Origin of the sequence: Streptomyces sp. SYP-A7185, assembly GCF_046103685.1 — a bacterium.
In the GTDB taxonomy this organism is placed as follows: Bacteria; Actinomycetota; Actinomycetes; order Streptomycetales; family Streptomycetaceae; genus Streptomyces.
On record NZ_CP122310.1, the window covers coordinates 8,095,351 to 8,121,050 of the forward strand.

Consider the following 25,700-nt stretch of genomic DNA (forward strand, 5'->3'; position numbering starts at 1 on the left):
GAAAGGGAGTGCGGCATGACCACGCACGTGGTGCGGGCCCGGGAGAACCCCCTGGCGTCAGCCCTCATCGAGATCGAGACCGTGGCGGGCCGGCGGCTGCGCAGACTGCGCCGCGCGCCCGGCCGGCTCGTCGGGATCATCATGAACCCGATCATCGTCCTGGTGGCGTTCGGCTATCTGCTCGGCGGATCGGTGGTGCTGCCCGGCAACACCGACTACTCCGAGTACATCTTCGCCGGCGGGCTGATGCAGGTGGGCCTCGCGGGCATCACGCCCACGGCGGTGGCCGTCGCGATGGACCTGCGCAGCGGCCTCGTCGACCGGATGCGCTCGCTGCCGATCTCCCGGGCCACCGTGCTGATCGGCAACTCGCTCGGCGACCTGGTGATGGGCATGATGGGCATGGCCGTGGTCACCCTGGCCGGGCTCCTCCTCGGCTGGCGCCCGCACACCGACCCGCTGTCGGTGCTCGCCGGTTTCGCCGTGGCGACCGTGTTCATCTACGCGATGGTGTGGGTCGGCATCATGCTCGGCCTGCTCTGGCGCAACCTGGAGACCATCGAGTCGGTCGGCGGTCTGATCGCCGTGCTGTTCTCGTTCCTGTCCACCGGCTTCATCTCGCCCGACAAGATGCCGGCGCTGGTCCGCCCGATCGCCGAATGGAACCCGGTCAGCGCCGTGGTCACGGCGGTGCGCCAGCTGTGGGGCAATCCGCAGAACGTCTCCGGGTTCGCCTCCACCCACTCCGCCCTCGTCGTCGTGCTGTCCCTGTCGGCCGTGCTGCTGATCACCGGCGTGATCAGCATCCGGCGCTACCGGACCAGCACGCACTGAGCGGGCCCACCCGAGGAGTTTCGACACCGATGGAGACGTCATGACCGCGCACCCGTCCGCCGCGCTCGACGACCTGCTGTATCCGGACCTGGCCGACCCGCGCACGTTCATCGACGTGGACCTGCAGGCGATGTGGCGCGAGCTGCGGGCCAAGTCCCCGGTCTACTGGAACCCGCCGGCCGCCGAGGACCAGCCCGGATTCTGGGCGATATCGCGGTACGAGGACGTACAGGCGATCTACAAGGACAACAAGCGGTTCACGTCCGAGAAGGGCAACGTGCTGTCCACGCTGCTCCAGGGCGGTGACTCCGCGGGCGGCAAGATGCTCGCCGTCACCGACGGCCTGCGGCACCGCGAGACCCGCAAGCTGATGCTCAAGTCGTTCTCGCCGCGCGTCCTGGAGCATGTCGGGCAGCTGGTGCGCAGGCGCACCCAGCAGCTCATCTCGGACGTGGTCGCGCGGGGCGAGGCGGACTTCGCCACCGACGTCGCGGACCACATCCCGATCAACACCATCGGCGACCTGATGGACATCCCGGTCGCCGACCGCGGCAAGCTGGTCGAGTGGAACAACCGCACGCTCTCCCGCTACGACGAGGACGACTCGCAGGTGGAGGAGTGGCTGGCCCGCAACGAAATCCTGCTCTACTTCGGCGAGTTGGCCAAGCAGCGCCGCACGTCGCCGGGCGACGACGTGATCAGCGCGCTGGCCACCGGGCTCGTGGACGGCGAGCCGCTGTCCGAGGACGAGATCGTCTTCAACTGCTACAGCCTGGTGCTCGGCGCGGACGAGTCGAGCCGGATGTCCTCGATCGGCGCGCTGATCGCGTTCACCCAGCACCCCGACCAGTGGCGGGCGCTGAAGGCCGGCGAGGTCAGCATCGCCGACGCCACCGAAGAGGTGCTGCGCTGGACGACACCGGCCATGCACTTCGGGCGGCGGGCCGTGGAGGACGTGCCGCTGGGCGGCCAGGTGATCCGGGCGGGCGACGTGGTCACCCTGTGGAACTCCTCGGCCAACTTCGACGAGGACGTCTTCCCGGACGCGCAGCGGTTCGATCTGGGCCGCAAGCCCAACCGGCACGTCACGTTCGGCCACGGACCGCACTTCTGCATCGGCGCGTTCCTGGGACGCGCGCACGTGTCCGCGGTACTGGAGGCGCTGCGCGACCAGGTCGCCCGGATCGAACTGCGCGGTGAGCCGCGGCGGCTCTATTCCAATTTCGTCTACGGATATCTGGGGCTGCCGGTGGCATTGACCGCGGAACGCTGAAAGGGACGGCGGAACGGTGACATCGCATAGCGGAGGAGTGGGGAAATGAGCAGCGGAAATCCTTTCGACGACGAGAACGGCACCTTCTTGGTTCTGGCCAACGCGGAGGAGCAGTACTCGCTCTGGCCGTCGTTCGCCGACGTGCCGGACGGCTGGACCGTCGTGCACGACAAGAGCACCCGGGCCGAGGCGGTGGAGTACGTGGAGCAGAACTGGACCGACATGCGGCCCAAGTCCCTGCGGGATCGCGCGGCGCAGCTGTGACGAGTGCCATCAGGGCCGAGGGCCTGGCCCGGACCTATGGCGGAGTGACGGCCCTGGCCGGCATCGATCTCGACGTACGCGCCGGCACGGTGCTCGGCCTGCTGGGTCCCAACGGCGCGGGCAAGACGACCGCGGTCCGCATCCTGTCCACGCTGCTCGCGCCGAGCGGCGGCCGGGCCGAGGTGTCCGGGTTCGACGTGGTCCGCGAGCCGGCGCAGGTGCGCAGGCGGGTGGGGCTCGCCGGACAGTACGCGGCGGTCGACGAACTGCTCACCGGCCGGGAGAACCTGGTGATGTTCGGCCGGCTGCTGCACATGAGCCGGCGCACCGCACGGGCCCGCGCCGAGGAGCTGCTCCGGCGCTTCGAGCTGACCAAGGCCGCCGACCGCCCGGCGGGCACCTACTCCGGCGGCATGCGCCGACGGCTCGACCTGGCCAGCTGCCTGATCGGGTCGCCGGACGTGCTGTTCCTCGACGAACCGACCACCGGCCTGGACCCGGCGAGCCGGCTCGTGCTGTGGAGCACCGTGCGCGGCCTGGTCGACGACGGCATGACGGTGCTGCTCACCACGCAGTACCTCGACGAGGCCGACTGGCTCGCCGACGAGGTCGTGGTGATCGAGTCGGGCCGGGTGATCGCGGCGGGCACGCCGGACGAGCTCAAGCGCAAGGTCGGAGAGGACCGCCTTGAGGTGCAGTTGGTCGCCTCGGTCGACGCCGACGCGGTCAGCGCCACCACCCGGGCCGCCGTGAACGCGCTCGTCCCGATCGCCCAGTCGCCGCCCACTGTGGACGGTCTGACCGGGCGGATCTCCGTACAGCTCAACGACGGCGCCCAAGGGGTCGGGGCCGCCGCGGTCGCGCTCCGCGAGGCGGGCGTGGACGTGGCGGACTTCATGCTCCGCAGGCCCACGCTGGACGACGTGTTCCTCAACCTGGTCGGGCACTCCGCCGACAACGGCTGAGGCCCGTCCGCTTTCCAGATTCCGGACGCGTTTCCGGACGAACTTCCGGTGCCTCGTCGCATCCGATCGAGGCGATTCAAAGACACTCAGGGGAATGGGCTATGAGCGAAGTGAGCAGTGTTCGGGTGCGCGAGACCATGTACGCGGGCTGGCTCAGTGCCGCCGTGCACTGCGCCGCGCGGCTGCGGGTGGCCGATCACCTGACCGACGGGGTGCGCGGCATCGACGAACTGGCGGAGCGGACCGGCACGGACGCCGCGTCGCTCTACCGCCTGATGCGCGCGCTGGCCGGTTCCGGATACTTCCGCGAGGAGGACGACCGCCGGTTCGGCCTGACCCCGCTGGCCGAGTTCTTGCGCTCCGACACCGAGGACTCGGTCAAGGACCTCGTGCTGTTCTACGGCCGTGAGGTCTACCGGGCGTACGGCGCGCTGCCCGAGGCCGTGCGCACCGGTGAGCGGGCCTTCGACATCGAGTACGGCATGCCGCTGTGGGACTACCTCAACACGGTGCCGGAGACCGGCGACGCGTTCCGCAAGGGGATGGGCGCCATCACCTGGTCCGAGCAGCTGCCGCTGCCGCGGACGTACTCCTTCGACGGCATCGGCACGCTGGTCGACGTCGGCGGCGGCACGGGCTCGATGCTCGCGGCCGTGCTGCACGAGCACCCCGACATGAAGGGCGTGCTGGTGGAGATCCCCGCGGGGATCGACCACACCATGCGGCACTTCAAGGAGGCCGACGTGCAAGGCCGCGTCGAACTGCGCGAGGGCAGCGCGTTCGACGAACTCCCCGAGGGCGACGCCTACTTGATCAGCTGCGTGCTGCACGCGATGGACGACGAGCAGAGCGTGCGCGTACTGCGCCGGATGCGCGAGTCGATCAGGCCCGGCGGCCGGGTGGTCATCCTGGAACGCATCGTGCCGGGCGGCAACGAACCGGGCCTCGCCCCGATGCTGGACCTGACGATGATGCTGATGAACGGCGGCAAGGAGCGCACCGAGGAGGAGTGGCGCTCGCTGCTCGCCCAGAGCGGCTTCCGCTTCACACGGGCGGTGGAGCTGCCGTACTTCCAGGGCGGCGCGGAGCTCTTCGCCATCGAGGGTGTGCCCGCCGAGGACTGAGGGCCAGACGGCCGGGGGCCGGCTCGGTGGCGGACCACCGGGCCGGCTCCCGGCTTTCTGCCGTCCGAGCGGGCCATTCGCGTCGCATGGTCCCGCCAAAGATGTCCGGAAAGCTGTGGCCGAATCGCTCGGGCACATTCACGCCGGCACATTCGGCTGACGCGACGCTGACGCACGGCTGACGGGGAAACGGCGGCTGTCCACCGGAAGGAAGGTAGGGCTAGCCCCATGTTCCCGGCGATCGAGCCCGGTTAGTGTCAACGTCCGCACCGCGATTTTGGGCTGCGACGTATGTATCCGGCAGATCTCAGTATTCGGAAGCGCCGTGCAAAAGAAGTTCCCTTTCCAGCTCCATCGCTGCTCGACGTCCCTTGCGGCCGGCCCGAACTGATGGAATTCCCCGAGATCTAGGAGATCTTCATGCGTTCGAAGGAAGAGCGGCCGACCACGGGCGAGTTGCTGCGGTTACAGGACGTGCGCAAGGTGTACGGCCGCTCGCGCAACAGCGTGGAGGCGCTCGCGGGAGTGACGCTGGGTTTCCAGCGCCACACGTTCACCGCCGTGATGGGCCCCTCCGGTTCCGGCAAGAGCACCTTCCTGCACTGCGCCGCGCTCCTGGACCGGCCGACGTCCGGCAAGGTCCTCCTGGACGGCCAGGACCTGACGGAGATGAACGAGCGCTCGCTGACGAAGCTGCGCAGGAACCGCATCGGGTTCGTCTTCCAGAGCTTCAACCTGCTGCCGGCGCTGAACGTCGTGGACAACGTGACCCTGCCCCTGCGCCTGGCGCACCGGCGGCCCAACCGCGGCCTGGTCGACGACGTGATCGAGCGCACCGGCCTGACGTCCCGCCGCAAGCACCGCCCGGGCGAGCTCTCCGGCGGTCAGCAGCAGCGCGTGGCGATCGCGCGCGCCCTGGTCACCCAGCCGGTGCTGCTGTTCGGGGACGAGCCGACGGGCGCGCTGGACACGCAGACGGCGCTGGAGATCCTGGGCATGCTGCGCGAGGCGGTGGACACCGGCGGGCAGACGGCCGTGGTCGTGACGCACGACCCGGTGGTGGCCTCGCACGCCGACCGCGTGGTGTTCCTGGTGGACGGTCAGGTCAGCGCCGAGCTGGAGCGGCCCTCGGTGGAGCAGGTGGCCGCGCAGATGACCCAGCTGGGCGCCTGGGCCAGGTCGCGGCGGTCCGCGAGCTCGGAGCGGGTGCGCTGATGCTGCGACTCGCGCTCAAGTCCCTGCGCTACCGCAAGGGCGGATTCCTCGCGACGCTGATCGCGCTGTTCGTCGGCGGTGTCGTCGTCCAGAGCTGCGGCGGTCTGCTGGAGACCGGCATCCGCGCCAACGTGAAGGCCGAGCGGCTGGCCGCGGCGCCCGTGGTGGTCAGCGGCAGCCAGGACTACCCCGGTCACGCGGTCGGCACCGCGACCGACCCGATGACCGAGCGGGTCCTGATCGACGCGGACCTGGTCGACGCCGTGGCCAAGGTGCCCGGTGTGGCCAAGGCCGTGCCGGACGTGTCCTTCCCGGTCACCTCGCTGGCGGGCCGGCCCGCCGAAGCCTTCGGACACGGCTGGTCGAGCGCCGCGCTCTCGCCGTACCGGCTGGTCGCGGGTGCGAAGCCCGCCGGGCCCGGTGACGTCGTGGTGGACAGCTCCACCGCCGAGAAGCTGGACGTGCGGCCGGGCTCGAAGCTTCAGGCGTCGGTGCGCGGCATCCCGCAGGACTTCCGGGTCAGCGGGGTCGCCGAGAGCCGCACCACCTCCCAGTCCGCGCTGCTGTTCTCCGACGCCGAGGCCACCCGGCTGTACGACCGGCCCGGGAAGATCGACGACATCGGTGTGCTCGCCGCGTCGGGCACCGATCCGGTCAAGCTCGCCGACGCGGTCGACGAGGTGGTCGGGGACCGCGGCGCCCGCGTCCTGCGCGGCGACAAGCGGGGGCTCGCCGAGTTCCCGGACGCGATCAGCGGCCAGCAGAACCTGATCCCGCTCGCGGGCGCCTTCGGAGGCCTGGCCACCATGGTCGCCGTCTTCGTGGTGGGCAGCACCGTGGGCATGCTCGTGCAGCAGCGCCGCCGGGAGATGGCCCTCCAGCGCACGATCGGGGTCACGCCCGGACAGCTGCGTCGCATGGTGATGGCGGAGACCGCCGTGATCGCGCTGATCGCCGCAGGGCTCTCGCTCGCGCCGGGCGCCGCGTTCGGCCAGGTCATGTACGACATCCTGGTCGACAAGGACCTGATCCCCGGCGAGATGATCTTCAGTCAGGGCTTCCTGCCGCAGCTGGTGGGCCTGGGCGTCACGCTGGTCGCGGGCCTTGCCGCCGCGTTCATCGCCTCCCGCCGGGTGTCGAAGGTCCGGCCCACCGAGGCGATGGCCGAGGCGACGCTCCAGACCCGCTGGATCAGCCCGATCCGTATGATCCTGGCGTTCCTGTTCCTGGGCGGCGCCACCGCGCTCGCGATCGTGACGGCGTCGGTGATGACCGGGCCGATCGCGGCGAGCACGTCCGCGCCGGCCGCGATGCTGTGGGCGGTGGGCATCGCCCTGGTCTCGCCGGGCCTGTGCCGCTGGCTGGCCGCGCTGCTTCAGCCGGTGGGCTGGTTCACCGGCCTCTCGGGGCGGATGGCCATGCTGAACGCGTCCGTGCGCAAGGTGCGCCTCGCCTCGGCGGTCGTCCCGATCATGCTGGCGACCGGTCTGGCCACGGCGCTGATCTACCTCCAGACCAGTCAGGACGACGCCAGCAGCCGGATGTTCGCCGAGGGTCTGAAGGCGGACGCGGTGGTCACCTCGCAGAGCGGTGCGGTGCCGCCGTCGCTCGTGGACCAGCTCGCGGACCTGCCCGAGGTGGCCGGAGCGTCCGCCTCGGTCTCCAGCGCGGCCCGTCTGGAGAAGAAACTCGGCCCGGGCGAGGACGACAACGACAAGATGGTCAAGAGCCGCGTCGAGCCCGAGCGGATCGACCTGCAAGGGGTCACCGCGTCCGGCGCCGGGCAGACCATCGCGCACAAGGCGGTGGAGGGCGACTTCGGGAACCTCACCGGCGACAGCATCGTGCTGCCCACCAAGAGCGGCAAGAAGGTCGGCGACCGGGTGCACGTGCGCTGGGGCGACGGCGAGGCGAGCACGATGAAGGTCGTCGGTTTGTTCGACCCGCCGCGCGGCTTCGAGTACGCGATGGTGCCGGCGGCCGAGCTCCTTCCCCACACGACCACCGGCGAACTGCCGCAGGTCCTGGTCAAGGGGAAGCCGGGGGTGTCGGACGAGGACCTGACGGCGGCGCTCCAGAAGGCCGCGGGCGACGTGCCCGGCGTCTTCGTGGCCGACCGCTCCGAAGCGAGCGCGGCGCACGCGCAGAGTGACGAGACCGGCCGGGTGGCGAGCTTCCTGCTGGCCGCGGTGGTCGTCGGCTACGCGGTGATCGCGCTCATCAACTCGCTGATCGTGGCGACCGCCGAGCGGCGCAACGAGTTCGCGCTGCAACGCCTGATCGGCACCACCCGCGGCCAGGTGATGTGGATGATGTCGGTCGAGGCGCTGGTGACGGCGCTGGTCGGGATCATTCTCGGCACCGCGGTCGCCGCCGGCGCGCTGCTCCCGTTCGGGAAGGCGCTGGACGGGTCGGTGTGGCCGAGCGGCCCCGGGTGGATCTATCCGACCATCGTCGCCACCGCGGTGGCTCTGACGTTCACGACGATCCTGCTTCCGACGCTGGTCGCGCTGCGCGCGCGGCCCGTGGAAGCAGCCGTCGCTCCATGACCAGGGGCGGCCGGGCACCCTCCTGCCCGGCCGGTCCCTCCCCTGCGGCAGACGCCCGGTCCGGGTGTCTGCGGCACAGCACCCGCGGCGGCAGGTACTTCCCCCGGCCTGCCGCCGCGGGGCTCGCTCAGGAACCCGGTGCGCAGTCCGCCGTCACCAGAGGCGGCATGTCAGGGACCATCGACGGTTCGTCGCCCAGGTCGCCAAGCCACGACCGATAGCTCGGGAAGGACCAGGCATATTGATAGTAATAACGGCGAATCACCTCGACGAGCCGACGTGCTGTGCCGGTGCTCATCGCGTCCTTGTGCCACACCAGGGTCAGCTCCGTGTAATGGGTGTCGGCCAGCGGAACGACCCGCACGTCGGCCGTGGCGCCCGTCAGCGGGGTCAGGGCGGCCGCCCCGACGTGCCGCACCCAGCTCATGGCCTCGTGGGAACCGCCCGCGTAGTGCGAGACGCTCCGATTGCGCTGGCCCAGACCGTCGAGCAGATGCCGCTCGACGGGGGAGAACCAGTGCTGCCGGGCATAGCCGATCCACCACAGCCCCTCCAGCTGTGCGGGGCCGAGGACGCTGTGGTCCGCGAGCGGGTGGCAGACCGGAAGCGCCAGCCAGACCGGCTCGCGCACGATCGTGGCCTTGGCGAGTTCGTCCGAGAGTTCGAGCGGGACGATCGAGCCCATGCTGGAGACCATCGCGGCACCGAGCGCACCGCGCCGCAGGGTGTCCACGGCGTCCACCGACAGGATGGTCTCGGTCCGTACGTCGACCTTGGGGAGCAGCGAGCGCAGCGCCCCGCGCAGGGTCGGCGGCGTCCATTCCGCGGTCCCGAACCGCAGGGTGCCGGTCATGTTCACGGCGGCCTCGGCGATGACCGCGTCCGCCTGCTCCGCCAGCGCCGCGAGCATCGGGATCACCCGCTCGCCGAGCGGGGTGGGTGTGACACCGCTGCGGGAGCGGACGAACAGGCTCCCACCCACGGCTTTCTCAATTCTGCGCAGTTGGGCCGACAGACTCGGCTGCGGTATGCCGATCTTCATGGCGGCCTTCGACAAGCTGCCTGTTTCGTTAATCATCTCAACGACGCGCGCATGCCTGACCTCTATCTCCACGCCCCCGTACCTTCCTCATGGCAACCATGATGGTGATAGGCCGATTCACGCGCCGGCCGCACCCAGTTGGTTCAGCGGCGCCAAGAAGCCCATCGGCAGGGCTCATCCACTGTGCTCGCCCTCGTGCTCACCCCCGTACGGCGGCCGGGGCGCTGCCGCGACGCTGTGGCTTCCAGAAAGCCCCACGCCATAATAATAATGGTATTTCTTTTTTCAAGGGGTCTTACGCAGCTTCCAGTTGGTCTCGGCCGCAGTGTGCGCCCGGAGCGGAAAGGATCACAGTGATGCAGCTCAGGGCGGCCCGCACGCGTCAAATTCTGGTCAAAGCCGCAGCTGACGAATTCGACAGGAACGGCTACCGCGGAGCGTCTCTGGCGCGGGTCTCACGGGCCGCCGGCGTATCGATAGGGGCCCTGACCTTCCACTTCCCCAACAAGGCCGAACTGGCCGTCGCGGTACGGGAGCAGGGGGAGGCCGCCACCGCGTCCGCGGTCGCGGCGGTGACGGCGCTGCGCGAGGGACCGCTCCAGACGGTGGTCACCCTGACGCTGGCCCTGACCCGGCTCCTGGAGAAAGACGTGGCGGTCCGCGCGACGGCCCGGCTGGCACGCGAACAGTCCGGCGCCCCGGGCTGGTTCACGGCCTGGGTGCCCGTCATCCACCAACAGCTGCGGCGCGCTCACGAGAGCAAAGCGGGCTCCGTCGCCGACCGCAGGGCGGTCGCCGACCTGGCCACCCATCTGGTCACCGGCGCCGAGATCACCATCCGGCATCGGGCGCGCAGGGACAGCCTCACCGAGGGCCAGTCGGTCGCCGAGCTCGCCCGCATCTGGGCCGCCGTCGGAGGGTTCACCGCCGCCCGCGGTGATATCGATGTCAAAGGCCGCGGCGGTGACCGGCCATGCCGCTGACACCACCGGGCGCGGGCCCCTCACACCGCGCTGCACCCACCGTCCACGGGCACCGCCCCGCCCGTGACGAAGGACGCCTGGTCGCTGAGGAGCCAGGCGGCGGCACGCGCGATCTCGACCGGATCCGCGAGGCGGGGCTGGATGGCCCGGGCCACCGCGGCCTGCTCCAGCTGCGGCACCTCACGTATGGCGTTCTCCATCAGCTCCGTCCGGGTCGAGCCCACCATCAGGGCGTTGATCCGTATGCCCCGCTGCCCGTACTCGGCCGCCGCGGCCCGCGTCAGGCCCAGGACGGCGTGCTTGGCCGCCACGTACGGGGAGACCGCGCCGGTGGCGAACCCCCCTGCCGTACTGGAGGTGTTGACGATGGCGCCGCCCCCGCCGTCCGCCAGCATCGCCGGGATCTGCTGCTTCAGGCAGTTCCACGTACCGCGCACGTTGACGTCCATGATCTGGTCGAAGACGCCGTCGTCCGTCTCGTGCAGCTGGGTGCCGATGGACCCCCAACCGGCGTTGTTGAACGCCGCGTCCAGGCGCCCGAACGTCTCGACGGCCGTGGTGACCGCGCGTGCGACGTCCGCCGCGACGGTCACGTCGCCCGCCGCCACGGCGGCCCGACCGCCCTCGGCGCGAATCGACTCCGCGAGGTCGGCCAACCGGTCCTCGCGGCGCGCCATCAGCACCACCGCTGCCCCCTCACCGGCGAACAGCCGGGCGGCCGAGGCCCCGATCCCACTGGATGAGCCCGTGATCAGAACTGTTCTGTCCTGCAGCAACCCGACACGATCTCCCATGACAGCTCTCCTCGCCCCTAACGGTCCGCTCGACTCGTCCGCACGCACCCCACGGCCGCGCGAGGCGGCCGGGGCCTCCTCGGGCCACGGCCCGCCGCCGACGCCCTCAGGCCCTCAACCGCCCGCGTGTCTCGCCCAGTTCGATCCTCTTGACCGCGCTGGGCACGGCGATCGTCGGCAGCAGACACTGCCAGATCTCCTCCACCCGCCGCGGCAGATCGCGGTGCCGCGCCTCCACGTACGAATGCATCTGCGCGCCCGTGCAGGCGTTGACCACCAGCCGGGCGATCGCCGTCACGTCGGTGCCCGCCCGCAGTTCCCGCTGCTCGCGCGCCGCGTGCAACTCCGGAAGCAGCAAGTCGGCCCACTGGGCATGGGAGTTGCGCTCCGGCTCCATGAACCGCTCCTGCTCCCACACCAGGCGGGCGCCGGCCTGGAGCACCGGGTCGTCCAGGAGTTGGTAGGCCCAGGTCAGCGTGATGTCGACCACCCGCTGCAAGCCCTGCGACGGCTGCGAGGGCACCACGAAGTCCGGCTGCCGGGACACGATCTCGCGGGCCAGCTGGTCCTTGGACGTGAAGTGGAAGTAGACCGCGCCCAGCGTCACGCCCGCCCGGTCCGCGATCTTGGCGACGCTGGCACCGGCGAAGCCCATCTCCTTGAACACCTCCGAGGCCGCCAGCACGACGGCCGCGCGCGTCCGTTCGGCCCGCTCCTGCTTCACCACGCGACCAGCCATGCGTCAACCCCGGGGGTATGCACATCAAGAGAATAATGTTGATTATTTTATACATGCGCGCTGCTGCATATGCAGCCCTTTCCCCCACACCGATCTGCTCGGTGACTATCCATCAATGACCGGGAAGGCGCGTCCTTCGCACGATCCCAATTCCCGCCCAGTACGGAGGCTTTCATGCTCGGTGAACACACGGTGATTGAGCTTTTCCAGCAGCAGGCGGCCCGGTGGCCCGACCGTCCCGCGCTGGTCGGTGACGGTGGACGTCTGACGTACGCGGAGCTGGACCGTGCGACGGCACGCGTCGCCCAGGTGCTCGTCGCCGAAGGCGCGGCGACGGACGAGCCGGTGGCGGTGCTCGCCGCACGCGGCACGCAGCAACTGGTCGCGCTGCTGGGGGTGCTGCGCTCCGGCGCCCCGTACGTGTGCCTGGACGTGGAACAACCCCAGGGCAGACTCGCGGCGCAGTTGGCCGACTCGGGGGCGCGCATCCTCCTCGCCGACCGGCCCCAGCCGGAGTTCACCGGCACGGCGCTGCGGATCGGCGACCTGCCCCGGGCCCCGGCCGCCGACCTGCCGCGCCCCGCACCCGCGGACCTGTCCTGCCTCGTGTACACCTCGGGCTCGACCGGCGCGCCCAAGGGCGTGGCGGTGACCCACGGCGGACTCGCCAACTACGCGCGGCATGTGGTGTCCCTGCTGGACTGCGCGGACGAGCGGCGGTCGTTCGCCAGCGTCACGAGCCTGGCCACCGACCTCGGCAACACCGCGGTGTTCCCCGCGCTGCTCTCCGGCGGCTGCGTGCACCTCGTGCCCAGCGAGGTGGTGCTCGACCCGGTGAGCTTCGCGCGCTATGCCCGCACCCACGCCCTCGACTACCTGAAGATCACCCCCTCGCACCTGGCGGCGTTCCTGAGCTTCCCCGACACGGACGTCCTGCCGCGCCAAGCACTGATCCTCGGCGGCGAGGCGCTGCCCTGGGAACTCGTCGACCTGGTCCGGGCCAGGGGCCGATGCCGGATCATCAACCACTACGGCCCGACCGAGACCACGATCGGTTCGCTCACCTACGAGGTGGGGGCGGCGGAGGCGGCGCGTCGTCCCGGAGCGACGGTGCCCGTAGGACACCCCATCCGGGCCACGGAGATCCGCGTGGTCGACGCCCGGCTCACCCCCGTCCCGGACGGCACGACGGGAGAGCTGCTGATCTCGGGCGCCGGCCTCGCGCGGGGATACTGGCGGGCGCCGGAACAGACCGGGGAACGCTTCGTGACCCTCGACGACGGCACCCGGGCCTACCGGACGGGTGACCGCGTACGCCGCCTTGAGGACGGCTCCGTGGAGTTCATCGAGCGCCTCGACCAGCAGCTCAAGATCCGCGGTCACCGGGTGGAGCCGGCCGAGATCGAGGCCGCGCTGCGCCTGCACCCGGAGGTGGCCCGCGCCGCCGTCACGCCGGTGCGCGACGGCATGGGCCAGCAGGTCCTCGCGGCCTTCGTGGTGCCCGCCTCTCCTGCCGCGCCGAACGTACGCGATCTGCGGGTGCACATGAGCGAGTTGCTCCCGCAGCACATGGTGCCGTCGAGCGTGGAGGTCCTGCCCGCCCTGCCCTTCACCCTGAGCGGCAAGCTCGACCGCCGCGCCCTGGCACGCCGGGTCGGTGGTGCGGCGCCCGCCGGGCGGGGGTGACGGGGGCGCGCCACGACCCTGGGTGCCGACTTCGCCCGCTGAGTGCGTAGGTGGGGAAGGGGTGGCCGAGCCGCACACGTCGGCGACGCCACCCGCCCCCCTCCGGAGGGTGGTTGACCCGGGGCGCCCTCGACCCGCTCAGGCCTGCGGTACGGGACGCGCGGCGCCACGCGAAGGCATGACGGCGAGCCGTGACGGCACGTCGGCCTGGGAGCGCGGCCCGGAGTCGTGCCCGGCGATGAGGGCGAGGCCCAGCGGCGTCACGGTGTGCAGCACGGTGTTGCGGAAGCGGCGCGTGGTGATCAGACCGGCCGCGCGCAGCACCGACGCGTGCTGGGAGGCACCGGCCGCGGAGATGCCCAGGCGGTCGGCGAGCTGGCTGGTGGTGCAGCCCACCCGCAGGACCCGCAGCGCCGCGGCACGGGTGCGGCCGACCAGGGCGTTCAGTGAGGCGGGCTGCTCCCGGGGCGGCGCGCCCCAGATGCGTTCGGCGACCCGGGCGTCCAGCGCCACCTCGAAGACGAGCAGGGCGCGGTCGTCGTTCGGGCGCGGCCTGATCACCATCCCGGGCCGGTGGCTGAGGAAGACGGAGGGGCAGAGGACCAGGCCGCGGCCGTCCAGGTGGACGTCCTCGTCCGGCCCGCCGGGGACGCTCAGGACCGGGTTGCGCCAGCTGATCTTCGGGTGCAGTGTCGCCAGGAGCTGCTGGACGCCGCCGGCCATCGCGACCCGTCCGCGGGCGTCGCACTCCGCTTCCAGGTGGCCCACCAGGCGGTCCCAGTAGGGGGCGACGGCCCGGCGCCACACCTCCGGCAGCTGGCCGCCCTCGGTCAGGCCCGTACCGGCCGGGATCTCCGGCTCCCCGGGCGGCGAACCGGTCGGCACCTTGATCGCCCGTCTGGGCAGGCTCGCGGCGGCCTGGCGCCGCCACACCGCCGAGCAGGCTCCGCCGCCCACCGCGAGCTGGTACTGGGCGAGCGCGGTCTCGACGGCCGCGCCGGCCGTGGCCCGGAGGCTGACCCGAAGCAGGTCTCCGCTGTCGAAGTGGATCCTCTGCATGAACGTACCTTTCGACGACGCCTGGCATGACCGGTGCATCTGCCACGGCGACCCGCGGATCCCCGCGACCCGTCAACAGGTCTTCGCCGGACGAGAATCGACCGGCGAAGCCGTGGTGCCGGAGCGCCTCCCGCGGGCGAGCACCGTGCCGACGGGGCGGCGGCCCGTCACGGGCCGCCGGACTCGTCGAAAGGTCGGGTCACGGGAATCACTCCGGGTCTGGAGGTGTCAGGACGGGGTGGCGTCCCGTACCCGACACTCTGTCGAGCCGACCTGACGCCACGCTGACCGGCCACTGATGCACCCGGGCCCGCCGGTCCGTCACCGATCGGCGGTCCTGAGGGGCGGCAGGCCCGCGGGGACGCGCAGGGGCGCGGGACCTCCGGTGGCGCGCAGCAGGGGACCGCTCATGACGGTCGTCACCAGGGCCATCACCATCAGCGCGAGGTAGAGCCGGGGTGTCAGGATGCCGGCTGCCAAGCCCGCCTGGAGCACGACGAGTTCGGTCAGGCCGCGGGTGTTCATCAGCGCGGCGAGGCGGAGCGAGGTCGTGTGCGGCAGGGCGCCGGCCCGGGCCCCGACGTAAGAGCCGATGATCTTGGCGGCGATGGCCAGGAGCGTGCACAGGACGATGGCCTCCCACGGGACCCCGACTCCCGCACCGGCCAGGAGCGTCGCCCCGGTGAGGACGAAGTAGACCGGCAGGGTGCGCCGCCCGGCCGTGCCGACGGTCCGCCCGACCCGCTCGAACCGCTGGTCGGAGGGGAGCGCGAGACCCACGAGCGCGGCCCCGAACACATCGGTGCAGCCCAGGCGCTGGGTGGTCGTGGCGGCCGCGATGGAGAGGGCGGCCACCACGACGGCGGTGGCCGCGGGGTGGCCGGCGGCGGCCTGCCGGATCTTCTGCGAACCGGCGGCGCGGCGCACCGTCAGGGCGACGACGGCGCCGCCGCCGAGTACGGCGGCGGTGCGCAGCGGGCCGTCTCCGCCGTTGGCGAGGGCGACGGCCAGGGCCAGCAGCGGCCAGCTGATCGCGTCGATGGTGATGGCGGCCGTCAGGGAGAGCCTGCCGATCGGGGTGCGGTCGAGATCGTGGTCCTGGAGGATGCCGGCCAGGACGGGGACCGCGGTGACCGCGAGGGCGACGGCGAGCATGAGCACCAGGGCGGGGGCCGGCGCGCTGCCGCGCAGCGTGGCGTCGCCCGAGTTCAGCGTCCAGACGGCGAAGCCGACTCCGGCCGCCATGGGCAGGACCGCGGAGCCGATGGCCAGGGAGGCGACGGTACGGCCGCGCAGCCGCGCGCCACCGGTGTGCATGCCGTGGACGGCGCCGGTGACGAACAGGGCCAGGCCGGCGTGGCCGATGGTCTTGACGGCTTCCTGGGCGGATCCGGCCAGGCGGATGCCCCAGTCCGCGAGCAGATAGCCGAGCAGCAGGCAGAGCACGATCTCGCCGATCATGGCGGGCTGTCGCGCGAGACCGGCTGTCCGTCGGCCCAGGATGGCCGCCGCGAGTGCGGCCGCCACGAAGGCGGTCGCGGCGAGGACGGTCATGTCCTCTCCTTTCGTGGAAGGTGCGCGTGCGGAGGAGCGCGATCCGGTCGGTGCGGGGAAGACCCCTCGGTCGCGCGGGCGTCGGTCGGCCAGGTCATGGCCGCGGACGGCTCAGGTGGCCGCCCACGGGCGGAATTCGCGCAGGCCGTACAGCAAGGGGGAGTGCTGCTGGTGACGGGTGATCAGCCGGGTCCGGCCGAAGACGGCGACGTGGTCGCCCACCCGCTGGGTGAGGGACACCTCGCAGTCCGCGACCGTGTGGGTGTCGCGGATCAGATGGGGGCCGCCCGTGGTCGCGTCGGCGTGCCACGGCGTCGTCTCGAACCGGCGCGGGTCGCCCGACGCGAACAGCATGGCCACGGACTCGGCGTGCGCGTGCAGCAGGTTGAGCGCGAAGGTGCCGCCGGACAGCGCCGCTTCCAGCGTCGGGCTCCCGTATCGCAGGCAGACGACGATGGTGGGCGGTGACAGCGACACGCTGCACACCGAGGAGCAGGTCATGCCGCGCGGCAAGCCGTCCGAGCCGATGGCGGTGACCACCGAGACACCGGAGGGGAACCCGCTCATCATGTCGCGGAACTCGTCGGGACCGGCCTCGTTGGCCGTCAGGGTTTCGTGTTCGGTCATGTCTCCTGGATCCGCCTCCGGCAGTCGGACAGATACGCATGTGCGAGTGCAGGGCCGGACGACGGCGGTTCGCGTGAATTCGTCTCCGCGTGCGGCGCATTGGCTCACCGCGCCGCGCAGCTCTCGACCCTGGAATTCGGCTGCGCCCGATGCGCTTGCACGTGTGCTTCCCCGGCGCGTCTGCCGTATCGGGCATCTCAGATGGTTCGGACGAACTCGTGTCGGGGTGGCGTTATTCGAGAGGGGAGCCTAAGCGGGGCACGCCGATCGGGGCCACAACATTCAGCCGTCGATGAAAGTCACTCGGCGACGGGGTGCCGGGAGCCGTGCTCCCGCGAGATCGTCAGCACCGTGTCAGGACGGGCCGCCAGGGTGGAGCCGGCAGGCGGACGAATGCGCTCCGCCCGGCGTGCGGATCGGGAGCGCGGCAGGCCGGAGGGTTCGACACACCGTCATCACAGGTGGTCACGCTTCCCCCACCTCGCATCCATACCGCTTGAACGGCCGTCCACGGCTGACGTGGTATGTCCTTGATCAGGCCACCAGCAGGCAGAATTCGACTCGATCACTCGATCGATTCCTGTCCTGGAGGGCGATCTTGCAGTTCAGAGTGCTGGGTCCGCTGGAAATATCCACCGCCGAAAAGAAGCGACCGATGGCCTCCAAGCGAGCCGGCATGGTGCTCGCGCTCCTAGTCTTATCCCCCGGGAGGGTAATTCCATTCGAGCAACTCATCGACGAGTTGTGGGCGGACCAGAACATGGCCAACGCGCGCAATGCGCTGCACGCCAACATCGTCCGGATCCGGCGCGCGATGTCCGCGCTCTGCCCGGACGGCGGCGAGCGCCTCTGCACCACCCGTGACGGCTATCTCCTCGACGTGCCGCCCGACGCGGTGGACGCCGTCCGCTTCTCCTCGCTGGCCGACGCCGGCCACGAACTGGCCCCGCAGGACCCGGTCGCCGCGAGCCGCCTGCTGACGGAGGCGCTGAACCTGTGGCGCGGACCGGCCCTGATGGAGGCGCGGGACGGCGTGCGCTGCCGGATCAGCGCCGCGGACCTGGAGGAGCGCAGGCTCACCGCGTACGAGGACCTCACGGAACTGCGGTTGTCCGCGGGCCTGGGCCGGGTGGCCATCCCCGAGCTGCGCCAGCTGGCGGAGGGCCACATGGAGCGGGAGCGGCTCACCGAGCTGTACATGCTCGCGCTCTACAGGGAGGGCAGGCAGTCCGAGGCGCTCGCCGCCTTCCAGGAGGCCCGCAGGCGGCTCTCCGACGCCCTGGGCGTGGAGCCGGGCCGCTCCATGCGCCGGCTGCACCAGGCGATCTTGCAGCAGGCCGAAGCCTTGGGCGAGCCCCGGGGCGTCACCCAGGGGTACGGACCCAGGGACACCTACGCACGCTTCGAGATCGCGTAGTCGCACGGCGCCCCGGGTCCGAGGAGAGGTCAGGCCCGGCGTGGCACGGCGACGACGTGCGAGGAGAAGACGGGGTGGTCGTCCTGGGAGGCCGTCACGTGGATCCGCGAACCGTCCGGGTCGCCGGACGTGCCGGGTTCGGCGGGCCCGGCCGACACGAGGCACGGCCGGTCGAGCTCCACGTACCGGAAGAAGTCGGTGGCGAACGCGACGGCCGTCACCGGGTGGTCCACGACCGCTTGTGCGGCCTGGGCCGCGGCTTCGAGGAGCACCATGCCCGGCACATGGTCGTGGGAGTGGTCGAAGAGCACCTTGTGGCCGGGGTCGACCCGCAACTGCCAGGTGTCCGCCACCGAGGTGGGGGAGAGGACGACGTCACGGTCGTGCTGGCGGCCGGCCCGGTGCGCCGGGATCGGCGGGGCGGGCGGCAGTGCCCGGGCGACCACCTGGTCCGCGTCCGCCTTGCTGCCCCGCAGCCGGTCGTAGAGGGCCGGGGGATGGGCGCTGTAGTCGAGTTCGGCCGACCCCAGGTGCTGTCCGGCGCGCCGCGCCTCGATGTGCGAGGTGAGCAGGACCGAACCGAGGCGTCTTCGCTTGACCGAGGGATGGCTGATGCGCAGCGTCACCTCCGCGGGGTGGGTGCCCACGTGGAGGGCGTCCCGGTTCACGGTGGAGCGGATGCGCTCCCAGCCCAGACGGTGGGTGAGCGGGATGTGGTGGACGTCGTGGGTCAGCAGGGCCAGCGCCTGGCGCAGGCTCTCGACGAACAGCAGCGGGCTGTAGTGGCCGCCTTCGGCGTAGAAGGGGTGGTGGTGCGGCCACCGGGTGGTCACGTGCTGATCCGTGCCGGATATCTCGCTCCACCCCGTGACGAGCGCCTCTTCCGGTATGGACTTGCGCACCAGAGTGTTGATGCCGGGCGGTCGAGGTAACGAGACGGCGCTGTCGAGAGAGATGTCGTTCTCGGACGTTCTCACTTGCGAATTACCCCCTGGTTGTCACATATGCCCCTGCTGGGGAATACGGCCACTCCAAGGCCCGTGGGGCCTCATGGCGCCAAAGAATAATCAGAACTACCTTTTCTTTATAAGTGGAATGCCCGAGGAAAACATGGCGCAGGGCAGGACGAACCCGTTCCGGTACGTGTGCGGGAGCGTCGCGTGCCTGCTCAGCCGTCCCCTTCGGCATCGGCCCGCACCAGGCGGCCCTGGAGAACGGTCGTCCAGATCCGGGCCAGCCGGGCCCGCGCCTGCCCCGCCAGGTCTTCCTCCTGGATGACCCGGCGGCGGATCTCCACCTCCGCGCCCATGACCAGATGCGTGGCGAGCAGGGCCAGGGCCGTGCGGTCGGGCCCCGGGCCTGCCTCGCCGTCCGGGGTGTCCGGCAGGCAGTCGTGCAGCGTGGGGGTCCAGCTCGACTCCCAGTCCAGGGAGCATCCCGGCTGCTCCCGGGAGAGGCGGGCGGCGGCCCGCACGGCGACCTCGTCCTCCAGGAGTTCGGCCAGCGCCAGCGTCAGCAGGACCACCGACCCCACGGGGTCCGGCTCCCGTGACGTCGCCCGGTCGACCGCCGGCAGGGTCTCGGCGTGGGCCTCTCTCCTGACCGCGTCCGCCAGCCCCCGCTTGTCCGAGAAGTGGAAGGTCAGGGCGCCCAGGGAGATCCCCGCCGACCTGGCGATCTGGGCCAGGGACGAGCCCTCGTACCCATGGCGGTCGAATTCGTGGGCGGCCGCTCTGGCCAAGGCGCGTCGGGTCCGGGCCGCACGCTCCTGCATCACCGTGATCCTTTCGGGCGCAGCGCGCGAAAACCGCTGGACGGGCGCAGGCTTCCGCTTCCGCAGTGACGAATAATAAATGTCACTATTATTTTTACGTGCCGACTGTGCGGCCCGCAAGGATCACCCGTAGCTCAACTGGCCTTAAAAAGACGGTTGCTCACGTGAATCAGACGGTAATCCGCCGGCACTCGGACGCTGACTCGTCCGGGGCTCAGCACGGCGGACCACCCTGCTCAGCTGCTTGTTTCATCCGCAACTGAATAGGGTGGTCCTCGTCCCCGTCCCTTTCTAACGTTCTCCTGGTGCGGCGCCGGTCCGCCGGCCGTCGCGCCGTGAACCGGCGTGAATCCGTCCGGTGGGCGAGGGGGAGGGACAGCCGATGACGCGGGATCAGCCGCCCTGGGCGTGCTTCGCGGCGACCGACGTCCAGTGTTCGAGGACTCCGGCCGCGGCGCCGGAGTCCACCGCGTCCGCAGCCCGTTCCACCGCCGCGGCGAGGCGCTCGGTGACGGACCGCCGGCTCGGCTCCAGGGCCGCGAGACCGGCCGCGGCCGACAGGAGCACGGCGTCCCGGACCGGGCCCCGCGCTCCCGCGAAGACCTCACGGGCCACGCGTGCGTTGTGAGCGGGGTCCCCGCCGCGCAACGCGGCGGCCGGCGCCCGGCCGATGCCAATGTCCCGCGGGTCGAAGGACTCGGTGCGTACGCCGGAACCGTCGACCGACCAGACCGTGGAGGTAGTGGTGACCGTCAGTTCGTCCATTCCGTCGTCGCCGCGGAAGACCAGCGCCGGTACCCCGCGGCGGGCCAGCACGTCCGCGATGAGCGGCGCCAGGCGCCGGTCCGCGACCCCCACCGCCTGCGCGGTGGGCGCCGCCGGGTTGCTCAGCGGGCCGAGCACGTTGAAGACCGTGCGGATGCCGATCTCGCGGCGGGGTCCCGCGGCATGGCGCATCGCGGGGTGGAACACCGGGGCGAAGCAGAAGGTGATGCCGGTCTCCTCGACGACCGCCCGCACGTCCGCCGGAGTCAGCGTCAGCGCGACCCCCAACTCCTCCAGGACGTCGGCCGATCCGCAGGCCGACGACGCCGAACGGTTGCCGTGCTTGACCACCCGGGCCCCCGCCGCGGCCGCCACGACCGCCGACATGGTGGACACGTTCACACTGTTCGAGCCGTCGCCCCCGGTGCCCACGATGTCCAGGGTCGGCCCCGGCACGTCGAGCCGCACGGCGTGCCCGTACAGGGCGCGCACCATGCCCTCGATCTCGTCGGCGGTCTCGCCCTTGGCCCGCAGCGCGACCAGGAAGCCCGCCACCGTGGCCGCGCCCGCGCTGCCCGACATCACCTGATCCATGGCCCAGGCCGACGCGTCAGCGGTCAGATCCCGGCGCTCCAGCAGGGCGTTGAGTACCTCGGGCCAGGTGCGCTCCAGCGGCTCGGCAGTCATGGGAAGGCTCCTTCAGGAACGCCGACGGCGACTTCGAGGGCCATCCTGCGGAAAGCGGGCAGTGCGTTCCAGACCACTGGCCGGACACGCGTGCGGTCCACTTCGGGAGAGGGGAGCGGCATGGCCCTGCACATCGCACTGGAGGTGGTGAGGGGCGCCCCGGCTTCCCTCACCTCCCAGATCCAGGACTTCATCAAGCGCGAGATCACGGAAGGAGCGCTCCACCCGGGCACCCGCCTCCCGTCGAGCCGCCGCCTCGCGGGCGACCTCGACGTCTCGCGCAGCGTCGTGGTGGAGGCCTACGGGCAACTCGTGGCCGAGGGCTATCTGGAGACGGCCCACGGCTCCGGGACCCGAGTGGTGGGGCACCTCGACGGCGACCCGGTCGTCCCCGCCCTGCTGGACGAAGAGCGGGCGCCGCAGGTCCGCTGGGACCTGCGCCCCGGCGGCGGCAACACCCCCGCCTTCCCGCGGCGCGAGTGGCTCCGCTGCTACCAACGGGTGCTCCAGACCGCCGACCTGCCCTACCACCGCTATCCGCCCCTCGCCGGTGAACCCGTGCTGCGGCGCGCGCTCTCCCGCTATCTGGGCAGGGTGCGGGGCGTTCGCACCTCGCCGGACCGGATCATCGTGGTGGCCGGGTTCGCCCAGGCGCTCGGCCTGCTGTGCGCGGTGCTGCCGCAGCTGGGCATCCACACCCTCGCGATCGAGGACCCCGGTCACCCGGGGCAGCGCCAGTTCATCCAGGAGACCGGGCTGAGCGTGGTGCCGGTCCCGGTGGACGGCGAGGGCATGGACGTCGAGGCGCTGACCGCGTCCGGCGCGCGGGCCGCCCTGATCACGCCCACCCACCAGTTCCCCACCGGCGCGACGATGTCCGAGGCGCGCAGGGAGGCGCTGGCCCGCTGGGCACGCGACGTCGACGGCTGGGTGATCGAGGACGACTACGACGGCGGCCTCTGGTACGAACGCGGCTCCCGGCCGCTCGCCCTCCAGCGCGCCCTGCCCGACCGGGTCGTCTACGCGGGCACCGCCAGCAAGACGCTGTCCCCGGGGCTGCGCCTCGGCTGGCTGACCGCCCCGGAACCGATGCTCGAACACCTGCTGCGGGCCCGTGCGCGGCACGACCTGGGCACCGAGGTCTTCACGCAGCTGACACTGGCCGAACTGCTGCGCACCGGCGACTTCGACCGCCATCTGCGGCGCCTGAACACCCTGGCGCACGGCCGGCGCGACGCCCTGGACGAGGCGGTGCGCCGACACCTGCCCGGCGCCACGGTCATCGGCTCCGCGGCCGGCCTCCACGCGTACGTACGGCTGCCCGGTCACACCGACGAGGCGGCCCTGGTGGCCGCGGCGCTGCGCGGCTCCGTCCTGGTGCGCGGCGGCGCCGCCTTCCACGCCCGGCCGCCCCGGGACGCCCCCGCCCTGGTGGTGGGCCACGCGCATCTGCCGCGCTCCGGCGTCGAGGACGCCGTCCGCACGGTGGGCGCGGTCGGCCGCCGGTGAGCCGCACGCCGCGTAGGCCGCGCACCCGGCGCGCGACGCGGGCGCGGCGGACCGGCCGCGACGGCCGGTCCAATCCGCCGCCGCGGATGCGGTCCACTCTCCATTCGCTTGACCCCGGTACGGCCGGTCGACTGAGCTGATGGTGCGCCCGGTGTGCGGACACGAGCCGCGAGTCGCCGCCCCTGCACCCTCCCCGTGTGCGCTTCTTGTCCATACCTCTGACCCGTATGGAAGGCAGCTCTTGAGAAACGCCATGCAGGATTCCGAAGCGAGTGACCATGCGGCCCAGAGCTGGCGCGGCCGTCCGGCGGCGCAGCAGCCCGAGTGGCCCGACCCGGACAAACTCCGGTCCGTCGTGCGGGAGTTGTCGCTCGCCCCGCCGCTGGTGTTCGCGGCCGAGTGCGACCAGCTCCGCGGCAGGATGGCCGCCGTCGCGCGCGGCGAGGCCGTGCTGCTGCAAGGGGGCGACTGCGCGGAGACCTTCGGGCAGATGACGACCGAGTCCATCTTCGGCAAGCTGAAGACGCTGCTGCAGATGGCCGTCGTCCTCACCTACGCGTCCGCCCTGCCGGTGGTGAAGGTCGGCCGGATGGCCGGCCAGTACGCCAAACCCCGCTCCAGCGGCCAGGAGCGCCGCGGCGACACCGTGCTGCCCAGCTACCGGGGCGACGCGGTCAACGGTCCGGAGTTCACCGCCGAGGCCCGGCGGCCGGACCCCGACCGCCTGCGGATGATGTACGACTGCTCCGCGACCACGCTCAACCTCGTCCGCGCCCTGACCACCGGCGGTTTCGCGGACCTGCGGCGCGTCCACGCCTGGAACCAGGGCTTCGTGGCGGACTCGCGGTCCGGGGAGCGCTACGAGCGCCTGGCCGAGGAGATCGACCGCAGCCTGGCCTTCATGCAGGCCTGCGGCGCCGACATGCGGGGCCTGGGCACCGCGGAGTTCTTCGTCAGCCACGAGGGCCTGCTCCTGGAGTACGAGGCCGCCCTGACCCGCACGGAACCCGGTGCGCGGCGTCCCTACGCCACCAGCGGGCACATGCTGTGGATCGGCGAACGGACCCGGGACCTCGACGGGGCGCACGTCGAGTACTTCTCGCGGGTGGCCAACCCCATCGCGGTCAAACTCGGCCCCGCCGTCGGCACGGACGTCGTGATGGGCCTGCTCGACCGGCTCGACCCGGGCCGCGAACCCGGCAGGCTCACCTTCGTGGTCAGGGCCGGTGCCGACCGCGTCCGGGACGTGCTGCCCACGCTCGTGCAGAAGGTCGAGGCGGAGGGGGCGCAGGTCTGCTGGGTCAGCGACCCGATGCACGGCAACACCATCACCGTGCCGAGCGGTCACAAGACCCGCAGGTTCGACGCGATCCTGGACGAGGTGCGCGGCTTCTTCGAGGTGCACCGGGAACTGGGCAGCCACCCGGGCGGCATCCACGTGGAGCTCACCGGGGACGACGTCACCGAGTGCGTCGGGGGCGGCAACGCGATCCTTCCCGAGCACCTCCACCACCGCTACGAGACGGCGTGCGACCCGCGCCTGAACCACGCGCAGTCCCTGGACCTGGCCTTCCTGCTCGCGGAGATGTACCGCGACCACACCGGCCGTACGCCGGGGCCGGGCGTCGTCGGCCAGGTGTCGCCCGGCGTCGTCAGCTAGGTGTCAGCGGAGCTGCGGAGGATGGCCGGGGGCACCGGGCGCGACGCGCTTCACCCGGCCACTGCGAAGGAGCTGTGCATGACCAAGGAAGATCTCGTTCCGCCGTTCTCCGTGATACCCGGCTCGCAGGTGCACGATGTTCTCACCGGCCGCGAACAGCAGACCGTGGACCTGGTCGAGGCGGCCTACCGGGTGCACGGCGAGGGCGACACGGTCAACCCTCCTTCGTACTTCCTGCGCTTCCCCGACCGCCCCTCCTCCCGCATCATCGCGCTGCCCGCGTCCATCGGCGGCGACACGCGCGTCGACGGCCTGAAGTGGATCTCCAGCTTCCCGGAGAACGTGGCCGCGGGCATTCCCCGCGCCTCCGCCGTCCTGGTGCTCAACGACCACGACACGGGCTATCCGATCGCGTGCCTGGAGAGCTCCATCATCAGCGCGGCCCGCACGGCGGCCTCCGCGGCGCTCGCCGCGGACCGGCTGTCACGGACCCCCGGGCGGACCCGGCCCCGGCGGGTCGGGTTCATCGGCACGGGATTCATCGCCCGCCACATCCACACCTATCTCGCCCGCACCGGCTGGACCTTCGACGAGGTGGGCGTGCACGACCTGTCCGCCGCCTACGCCGGCGACTTCAGCACGTACCTGAAGGACGCGGGCGAGGCCGGACACATCACGGTCCACGAGAGCGCCGAGGAACTGATCCGCTCCTGCGACCTCATCGTCTTCGCGACCGTCGCCGCCTCGCCGCACGTGCACGAGCCGGCGTGGTTCGCGCACAACCCGATCGTCCTGAACGTCTCCCTGCGCGACCTGGCGCCCGAGATCCTGCTGGCGTCGGCGAACGTCGTGGACGACGTCGAGCACTGCCTGAAGGCCGACACCTCGCCCCATCTCACCGAACAGCTCACCGGAAGCCGGGACTTCATCGACGGCACCCTGCACCAGGTGATGGCGGGCGAGGTGGACCTCCCCGCCGACCGCCCCGTCGTGTTCTCGCCGTTCGGACTGGGGGTCCTGGACCTCGCGGTCGGCAAGTTCGTGTACGACGAGGTGCGCGGGCGCGGCGACGCGCACGTCATCGAGGGCTTCTTCCACGAGGTGGACCGGTACGGCCGCGCGGCCGCGGCCGGCGGCGGCCGGTGAGGAGCGGACCCCTCCCGCCCCCGTGGTGCACGAT

22 protein-coding genes are annotated in these 25,700 nt (G+C 71.5%); 13 read left to right on the forward strand and 9 right to left on the reverse strand.

Annotation, left to right across the window (positions count from 1 at the left end; all coding sequences use genetic code 11):
* Window positions 1–15 precede the first annotated feature (15 nt).
* The 7 genes from QBL25_RS35305 to QBL25_RS35335 all read left to right on the forward strand — a co-directional run bounded on the left by QBL25_RS35305 (window position 16) and on the right by QBL25_RS35335 (window position 8,224).
* Complete coding sequence (locus QBL25_RS35305) at window positions 16–834, forward strand: ABC transporter permease (RefSeq protein ID WP_409061013.1); 819 nt, start codon at window positions 16–18, stop codon at window positions 832–834.
* Between the two features lie 40 nt (window positions 835–874).
* The gene (locus QBL25_RS35310) at window positions 875–2,107 is read left to right on the forward strand and encodes a cytochrome P450 (RefSeq protein ID WP_409061014.1); all 1,233 of its coding nucleotides are present in this window, start codon (window positions 875–877) and stop codon (window positions 2,105–2,107) included.
* Window positions 2,108–2,152: 45 nt separating this feature from the next.
* Window positions 2,153–2,371 (forward strand): MbtH family protein, encoded by a 219-nt coding sequence (locus tag QBL25_RS35315; RefSeq protein ID WP_409061015.1) that lies wholly within the window; start codon window positions 2,153–2,155, stop codon window positions 2,369–2,371.
* The gene (locus QBL25_RS35320; RefSeq protein WP_409061016.1) at window positions 2,368–3,336 is read left to right on the forward strand and encodes an ATP-binding cassette domain-containing protein; all 969 of its coding nucleotides are present in this window, start codon (window positions 2,368–2,370) and stop codon (window positions 3,334–3,336) included. The genes QBL25_RS35315 and QBL25_RS35320 overlap by 4 nt, the downstream gene beginning before the upstream one ends.
* 101 nt (window positions 3,337–3,437) lie before the next feature.
* Window positions 3,438–4,460 carry a methyltransferase gene (locus QBL25_RS35325; protein ID WP_409061017.1) on the forward strand — a complete coding sequence of 341 codons (1,023 nt, stop codon included), beginning with the start codon at window positions 3,438–3,440 and terminating at the stop codon, window positions 4,458–4,460.
* A gap of 420 nt (window positions 4,461–4,880) precedes the next feature.
* Window positions 4,881–5,675, forward strand: a complete 795-nt coding sequence (locus tag QBL25_RS35330) for an ABC transporter ATP-binding protein (protein ID WP_409061018.1) — start codon at window positions 4,881–4,883, stop codon at window positions 5,673–5,675.
* Window positions 5,675–8,224: an FtsX-like permease family protein gene (locus QBL25_RS35335; protein ID WP_409061019.1), complete on the forward strand. Its 2,550-nt coding sequence runs from the start codon at window positions 5,675–5,677 to the stop codon at window positions 8,222–8,224. Before QBL25_RS35330 ends, QBL25_RS35335 begins: the two co-directional genes overlap by 1 nt.
* A 127-nt stretch (window positions 8,225–8,351) precedes the next feature.
* Here QBL25_RS35335 and QBL25_RS35340 read toward each other — a convergent pair whose 3' ends face one another.
* Window positions 8,352–9,338 carry a LysR family transcriptional regulator gene (locus tag QBL25_RS35340; RefSeq protein ID WP_409061020.1) on the reverse strand — a complete coding sequence of 329 codons (987 nt, stop codon included), beginning with the start codon at window positions 9,336–9,338 and terminating at the stop codon, window positions 8,352–8,354.
* A gap of 284 nt (window positions 9,339–9,622) precedes the next feature.
* On the opposite strand from QBL25_RS35340, the gene QBL25_RS35345 reads away from it, so the two are divergent.
* The gene (locus tag QBL25_RS35345; protein WP_409061021.1) at window positions 9,623–10,249 is read left to right on the forward strand and encodes a TetR family transcriptional regulator; all 627 of its coding nucleotides are present in this window, start codon (window positions 9,623–9,625) and stop codon (window positions 10,247–10,249) included.
* A 20-nt stretch (window positions 10,250–10,269) separates the two neighbouring features.
* Here the strand turns inward: QBL25_RS35345 and QBL25_RS35350 are convergent, their stop codons facing one another.
* Together QBL25_RS35350 and QBL25_RS35355 are read right to left on the reverse strand one after the other, a co-directional pair.
* Window positions 10,270–11,043 carry an SDR family NAD(P)-dependent oxidoreductase gene (locus QBL25_RS35350; protein WP_409061022.1) on the reverse strand — a complete coding sequence of 258 codons (774 nt, stop codon included), beginning with the start codon at window positions 11,041–11,043 and terminating at the stop codon, window positions 10,270–10,272.
* Between the two features lie 106 nt (window positions 11,044–11,149).
* Window positions 11,150–11,782 (reverse strand): ScbR family autoregulator-binding transcription factor, encoded by a 633-nt coding sequence (locus tag QBL25_RS35355; protein ID WP_409061023.1) that lies wholly within the window; start codon window positions 11,780–11,782, stop codon window positions 11,150–11,152.
* A gap of 174 nt (window positions 11,783–11,956) precedes the next feature.
* Here QBL25_RS35355 and QBL25_RS35360 point away from each other — a divergent pair, with 174 nt between their 5' ends.
* The gene (locus QBL25_RS35360) at window positions 11,957–13,468 is read left to right on the forward strand and encodes an amino acid adenylation domain-containing protein (protein ID WP_409061024.1); all 1,512 of its coding nucleotides are present in this window, start codon (window positions 11,957–11,959) and stop codon (window positions 13,466–13,468) included.
* 138 nt (window positions 13,469–13,606) lie between these two features.
* Here QBL25_RS35360 and QBL25_RS35365 read toward each other — a convergent pair whose 3' ends face one another.
* The 3 genes from QBL25_RS35365 to QBL25_RS35375 form a co-directional block, all read right to left on the reverse strand.
* Complete coding sequence (locus tag QBL25_RS35365; RefSeq protein WP_409061025.1) at window positions 13,607–14,527, reverse strand: ArsR/SmtB family transcription factor; 921 nt, start codon at window positions 14,525–14,527, stop codon at window positions 13,607–13,609.
* Window positions 14,528–14,848: 321 nt separating this feature from the next.
* Window positions 14,849–16,081: a cation:proton antiporter gene (locus QBL25_RS35370; RefSeq protein WP_409061026.1), complete on the reverse strand. Its 1,233-nt coding sequence runs from the start codon at window positions 16,079–16,081 to the stop codon at window positions 14,849–14,851.
* Window positions 16,082–16,192: 111 nt separating this feature from the next.
* On the reverse strand, window positions 16,193–16,708 hold the full coding sequence (locus tag QBL25_RS35375; protein ID WP_409061027.1) for a flavin reductase family protein: 516 nt from the start codon (window positions 16,706–16,708) through the stop codon (window positions 16,193–16,195).
* A 676-nt stretch (window positions 16,709–17,384) separates the two neighbouring features.
* On the opposite strand from QBL25_RS35375, the gene QBL25_RS35380 reads away from it, so the two are divergent.
* The gene (locus tag QBL25_RS35380; protein WP_409062893.1) at window positions 17,385–18,125 is read left to right on the forward strand and encodes a BTAD domain-containing putative transcriptional regulator; all 741 of its coding nucleotides are present in this window, start codon (window positions 17,385–17,387) and stop codon (window positions 18,123–18,125) included.
* 29 nt (window positions 18,126–18,154) lie between these two features.
* Here QBL25_RS35380 and QBL25_RS35385 read toward each other — a convergent pair whose 3' ends face one another.
* The 3 genes from QBL25_RS35385 to trpD form a co-directional block, all read right to left on the reverse strand.
* Window positions 18,155–19,102 (reverse strand): ScbA/BarX family gamma-butyrolactone biosynthesis protein, encoded by a 948-nt coding sequence (locus tag QBL25_RS35385; RefSeq protein WP_409061028.1) that lies wholly within the window; start codon window positions 19,100–19,102, stop codon window positions 18,155–18,157.
* Between the two features lie 191 nt (window positions 19,103–19,293).
* Window positions 19,294–19,899 (reverse strand): TetR family transcriptional regulator, encoded by a 606-nt coding sequence (locus QBL25_RS35390; protein ID WP_409061029.1) that lies wholly within the window; start codon window positions 19,897–19,899, stop codon window positions 19,294–19,296.
* A 393-nt stretch (window positions 19,900–20,292) separates the two neighbouring features.
* Window positions 20,293–21,351, reverse strand: coding sequence for an anthranilate phosphoribosyltransferase (trpD, locus tag QBL25_RS35395; RefSeq protein ID WP_409061030.1), 1,059 nt, complete (start codon window positions 21,349–21,351; stop codon window positions 20,293–20,295).
* Window positions 21,352–21,471: 120 nt separating this feature from the next.
* Between trpD and QBL25_RS35400 the strand changes: the two genes are divergently transcribed.
* The 3 genes from QBL25_RS35400 to sbnB all read left to right on the forward strand — a co-directional run bounded on the left by QBL25_RS35400 (window position 21,472) and on the right by sbnB (window position 25,666).
* Window positions 21,472–22,860, forward strand: coding sequence for a PLP-dependent aminotransferase family protein (locus QBL25_RS35400; protein ID WP_409061031.1), 1,389 nt, complete (start codon window positions 21,472–21,474; stop codon window positions 22,858–22,860).
* 253 nt (window positions 22,861–23,113) lie between these two features.
* A complete protein-coding gene (locus QBL25_RS35405) occupies window positions 23,114–24,520 on the forward strand; it encodes a class II 3-deoxy-7-phosphoheptulonate synthase (protein WP_409061032.1) in 1,407 nt (468 codons plus the stop codon).
* Between the two features lie 78 nt (window positions 24,521–24,598).
* Complete coding sequence (gene sbnB / locus QBL25_RS35410; protein ID WP_409061033.1) at window positions 24,599–25,666, forward strand: 2,3-diaminopropionate biosynthesis protein SbnB; 1,068 nt, start codon at window positions 24,599–24,601, stop codon at window positions 25,664–25,666.
* Window positions 25,667–25,700: the final 34 nt, after the last annotated feature.

Excerpts from the sequence above, each read along its gene's own strand:
- QBL25_RS35305 (WP_409061013.1), top strand. The coding sequence starts at position 16 with ATGACCACGCACGTGGTGCGGGCCCGGGAGAACCCCCTGGCGTCAGCC.
- QBL25_RS35310 (WP_409061014.1), top strand. The coding sequence starts at position 875 with ATGACCGCGCACCCGTCCGCCGCGCTCGACGACCTGCTGTATCCGGAC.
- QBL25_RS35315 (WP_409061015.1), top strand. The coding sequence starts at position 2,153 with ATGAGCAGCGGAAATCCTTTCGACGACGAGAACGGCACCTTCTTGGTT.
- QBL25_RS35325 (WP_409061017.1), top strand. The coding sequence starts at position 3,438 with ATGAGCGAAGTGAGCAGTGTTCGGGTGCGCGAGACCATGTACGCGGGC.
- QBL25_RS35330 (WP_409061018.1), top strand. The coding sequence starts at position 4,881 with ATGCGTTCGAAGGAAGAGCGGCCGACCACGGGCGAGTTGCTGCGGTTA.
- QBL25_RS35335 (WP_409061019.1), top strand. The coding sequence starts at position 5,675 with ATGCTGCGACTCGCGCTCAAGTCCCTGCGCTACCGCAAGGGCGGATTC.
- QBL25_RS35345 (WP_409061021.1), top strand. The coding sequence starts at position 9,623 with ATGCAGCTCAGGGCGGCCCGCACGCGTCAAATTCTGGTCAAAGCCGCA.
- QBL25_RS35350 (WP_409061022.1), bottom strand. The coding sequence starts at position 11,043 with ATGGGAGATCGTGTCGGGTTGCTGCAGGACAGAACAGTTCTGATCACG.
- QBL25_RS35355 (WP_409061023.1), bottom strand. The coding sequence starts at position 11,782 with ATGGCTGGTCGCGTGGTGAAGCAGGAGCGGGCCGAACGGACGCGCGCG.
- QBL25_RS35360 (WP_409061024.1), top strand. The coding sequence starts at position 11,957 with ATGCTCGGTGAACACACGGTGATTGAGCTTTTCCAGCAGCAGGCGGCC.
- QBL25_RS35365 (WP_409061025.1), bottom strand. The coding sequence starts at position 14,527 with ATGCAGAGGATCCACTTCGACAGCGGAGACCTGCTTCGGGTCAGCCTC.
- QBL25_RS35370 (WP_409061026.1), bottom strand. The coding sequence starts at position 16,081 with ATGACCGTCCTCGCCGCGACCGCCTTCGTGGCGGCCGCACTCGCGGCG.
- QBL25_RS35375 (WP_409061027.1), bottom strand. The coding sequence starts at position 16,708 with ATGACCGAACACGAAACCCTGACGGCCAACGAGGCCGGTCCCGACGAG.
- QBL25_RS35380 (WP_409062893.1), top strand. The coding sequence starts at position 17,385 with ATGGTGCTCGCGCTCCTAGTCTTATCCCCCGGGAGGGTAATTCCATTC.
- QBL25_RS35390 (WP_409061029.1), bottom strand. The coding sequence starts at position 19,899 with ATGCAGGAGCGTGCGGCCCGGACCCGACGCGCCTTGGCCAGAGCGGCC.
- trpD (WP_409061030.1), bottom strand. The coding sequence starts at position 21,351 with ATGACTGCCGAGCCGCTGGAGCGCACCTGGCCCGAGGTACTCAACGCC.
- QBL25_RS35400 (WP_409061031.1), top strand. The coding sequence starts at position 21,472 with ATGGCCCTGCACATCGCACTGGAGGTGGTGAGGGGCGCCCCGGCTTCC.
- QBL25_RS35405 (WP_409061032.1), top strand. The coding sequence starts at position 23,114 with ATGCAGGATTCCGAAGCGAGTGACCATGCGGCCCAGAGCTGGCGCGGC.
- sbnB (WP_409061033.1), top strand. The coding sequence starts at position 24,599 with ATGACCAAGGAAGATCTCGTTCCGCCGTTCTCCGTGATACCCGGCTCG.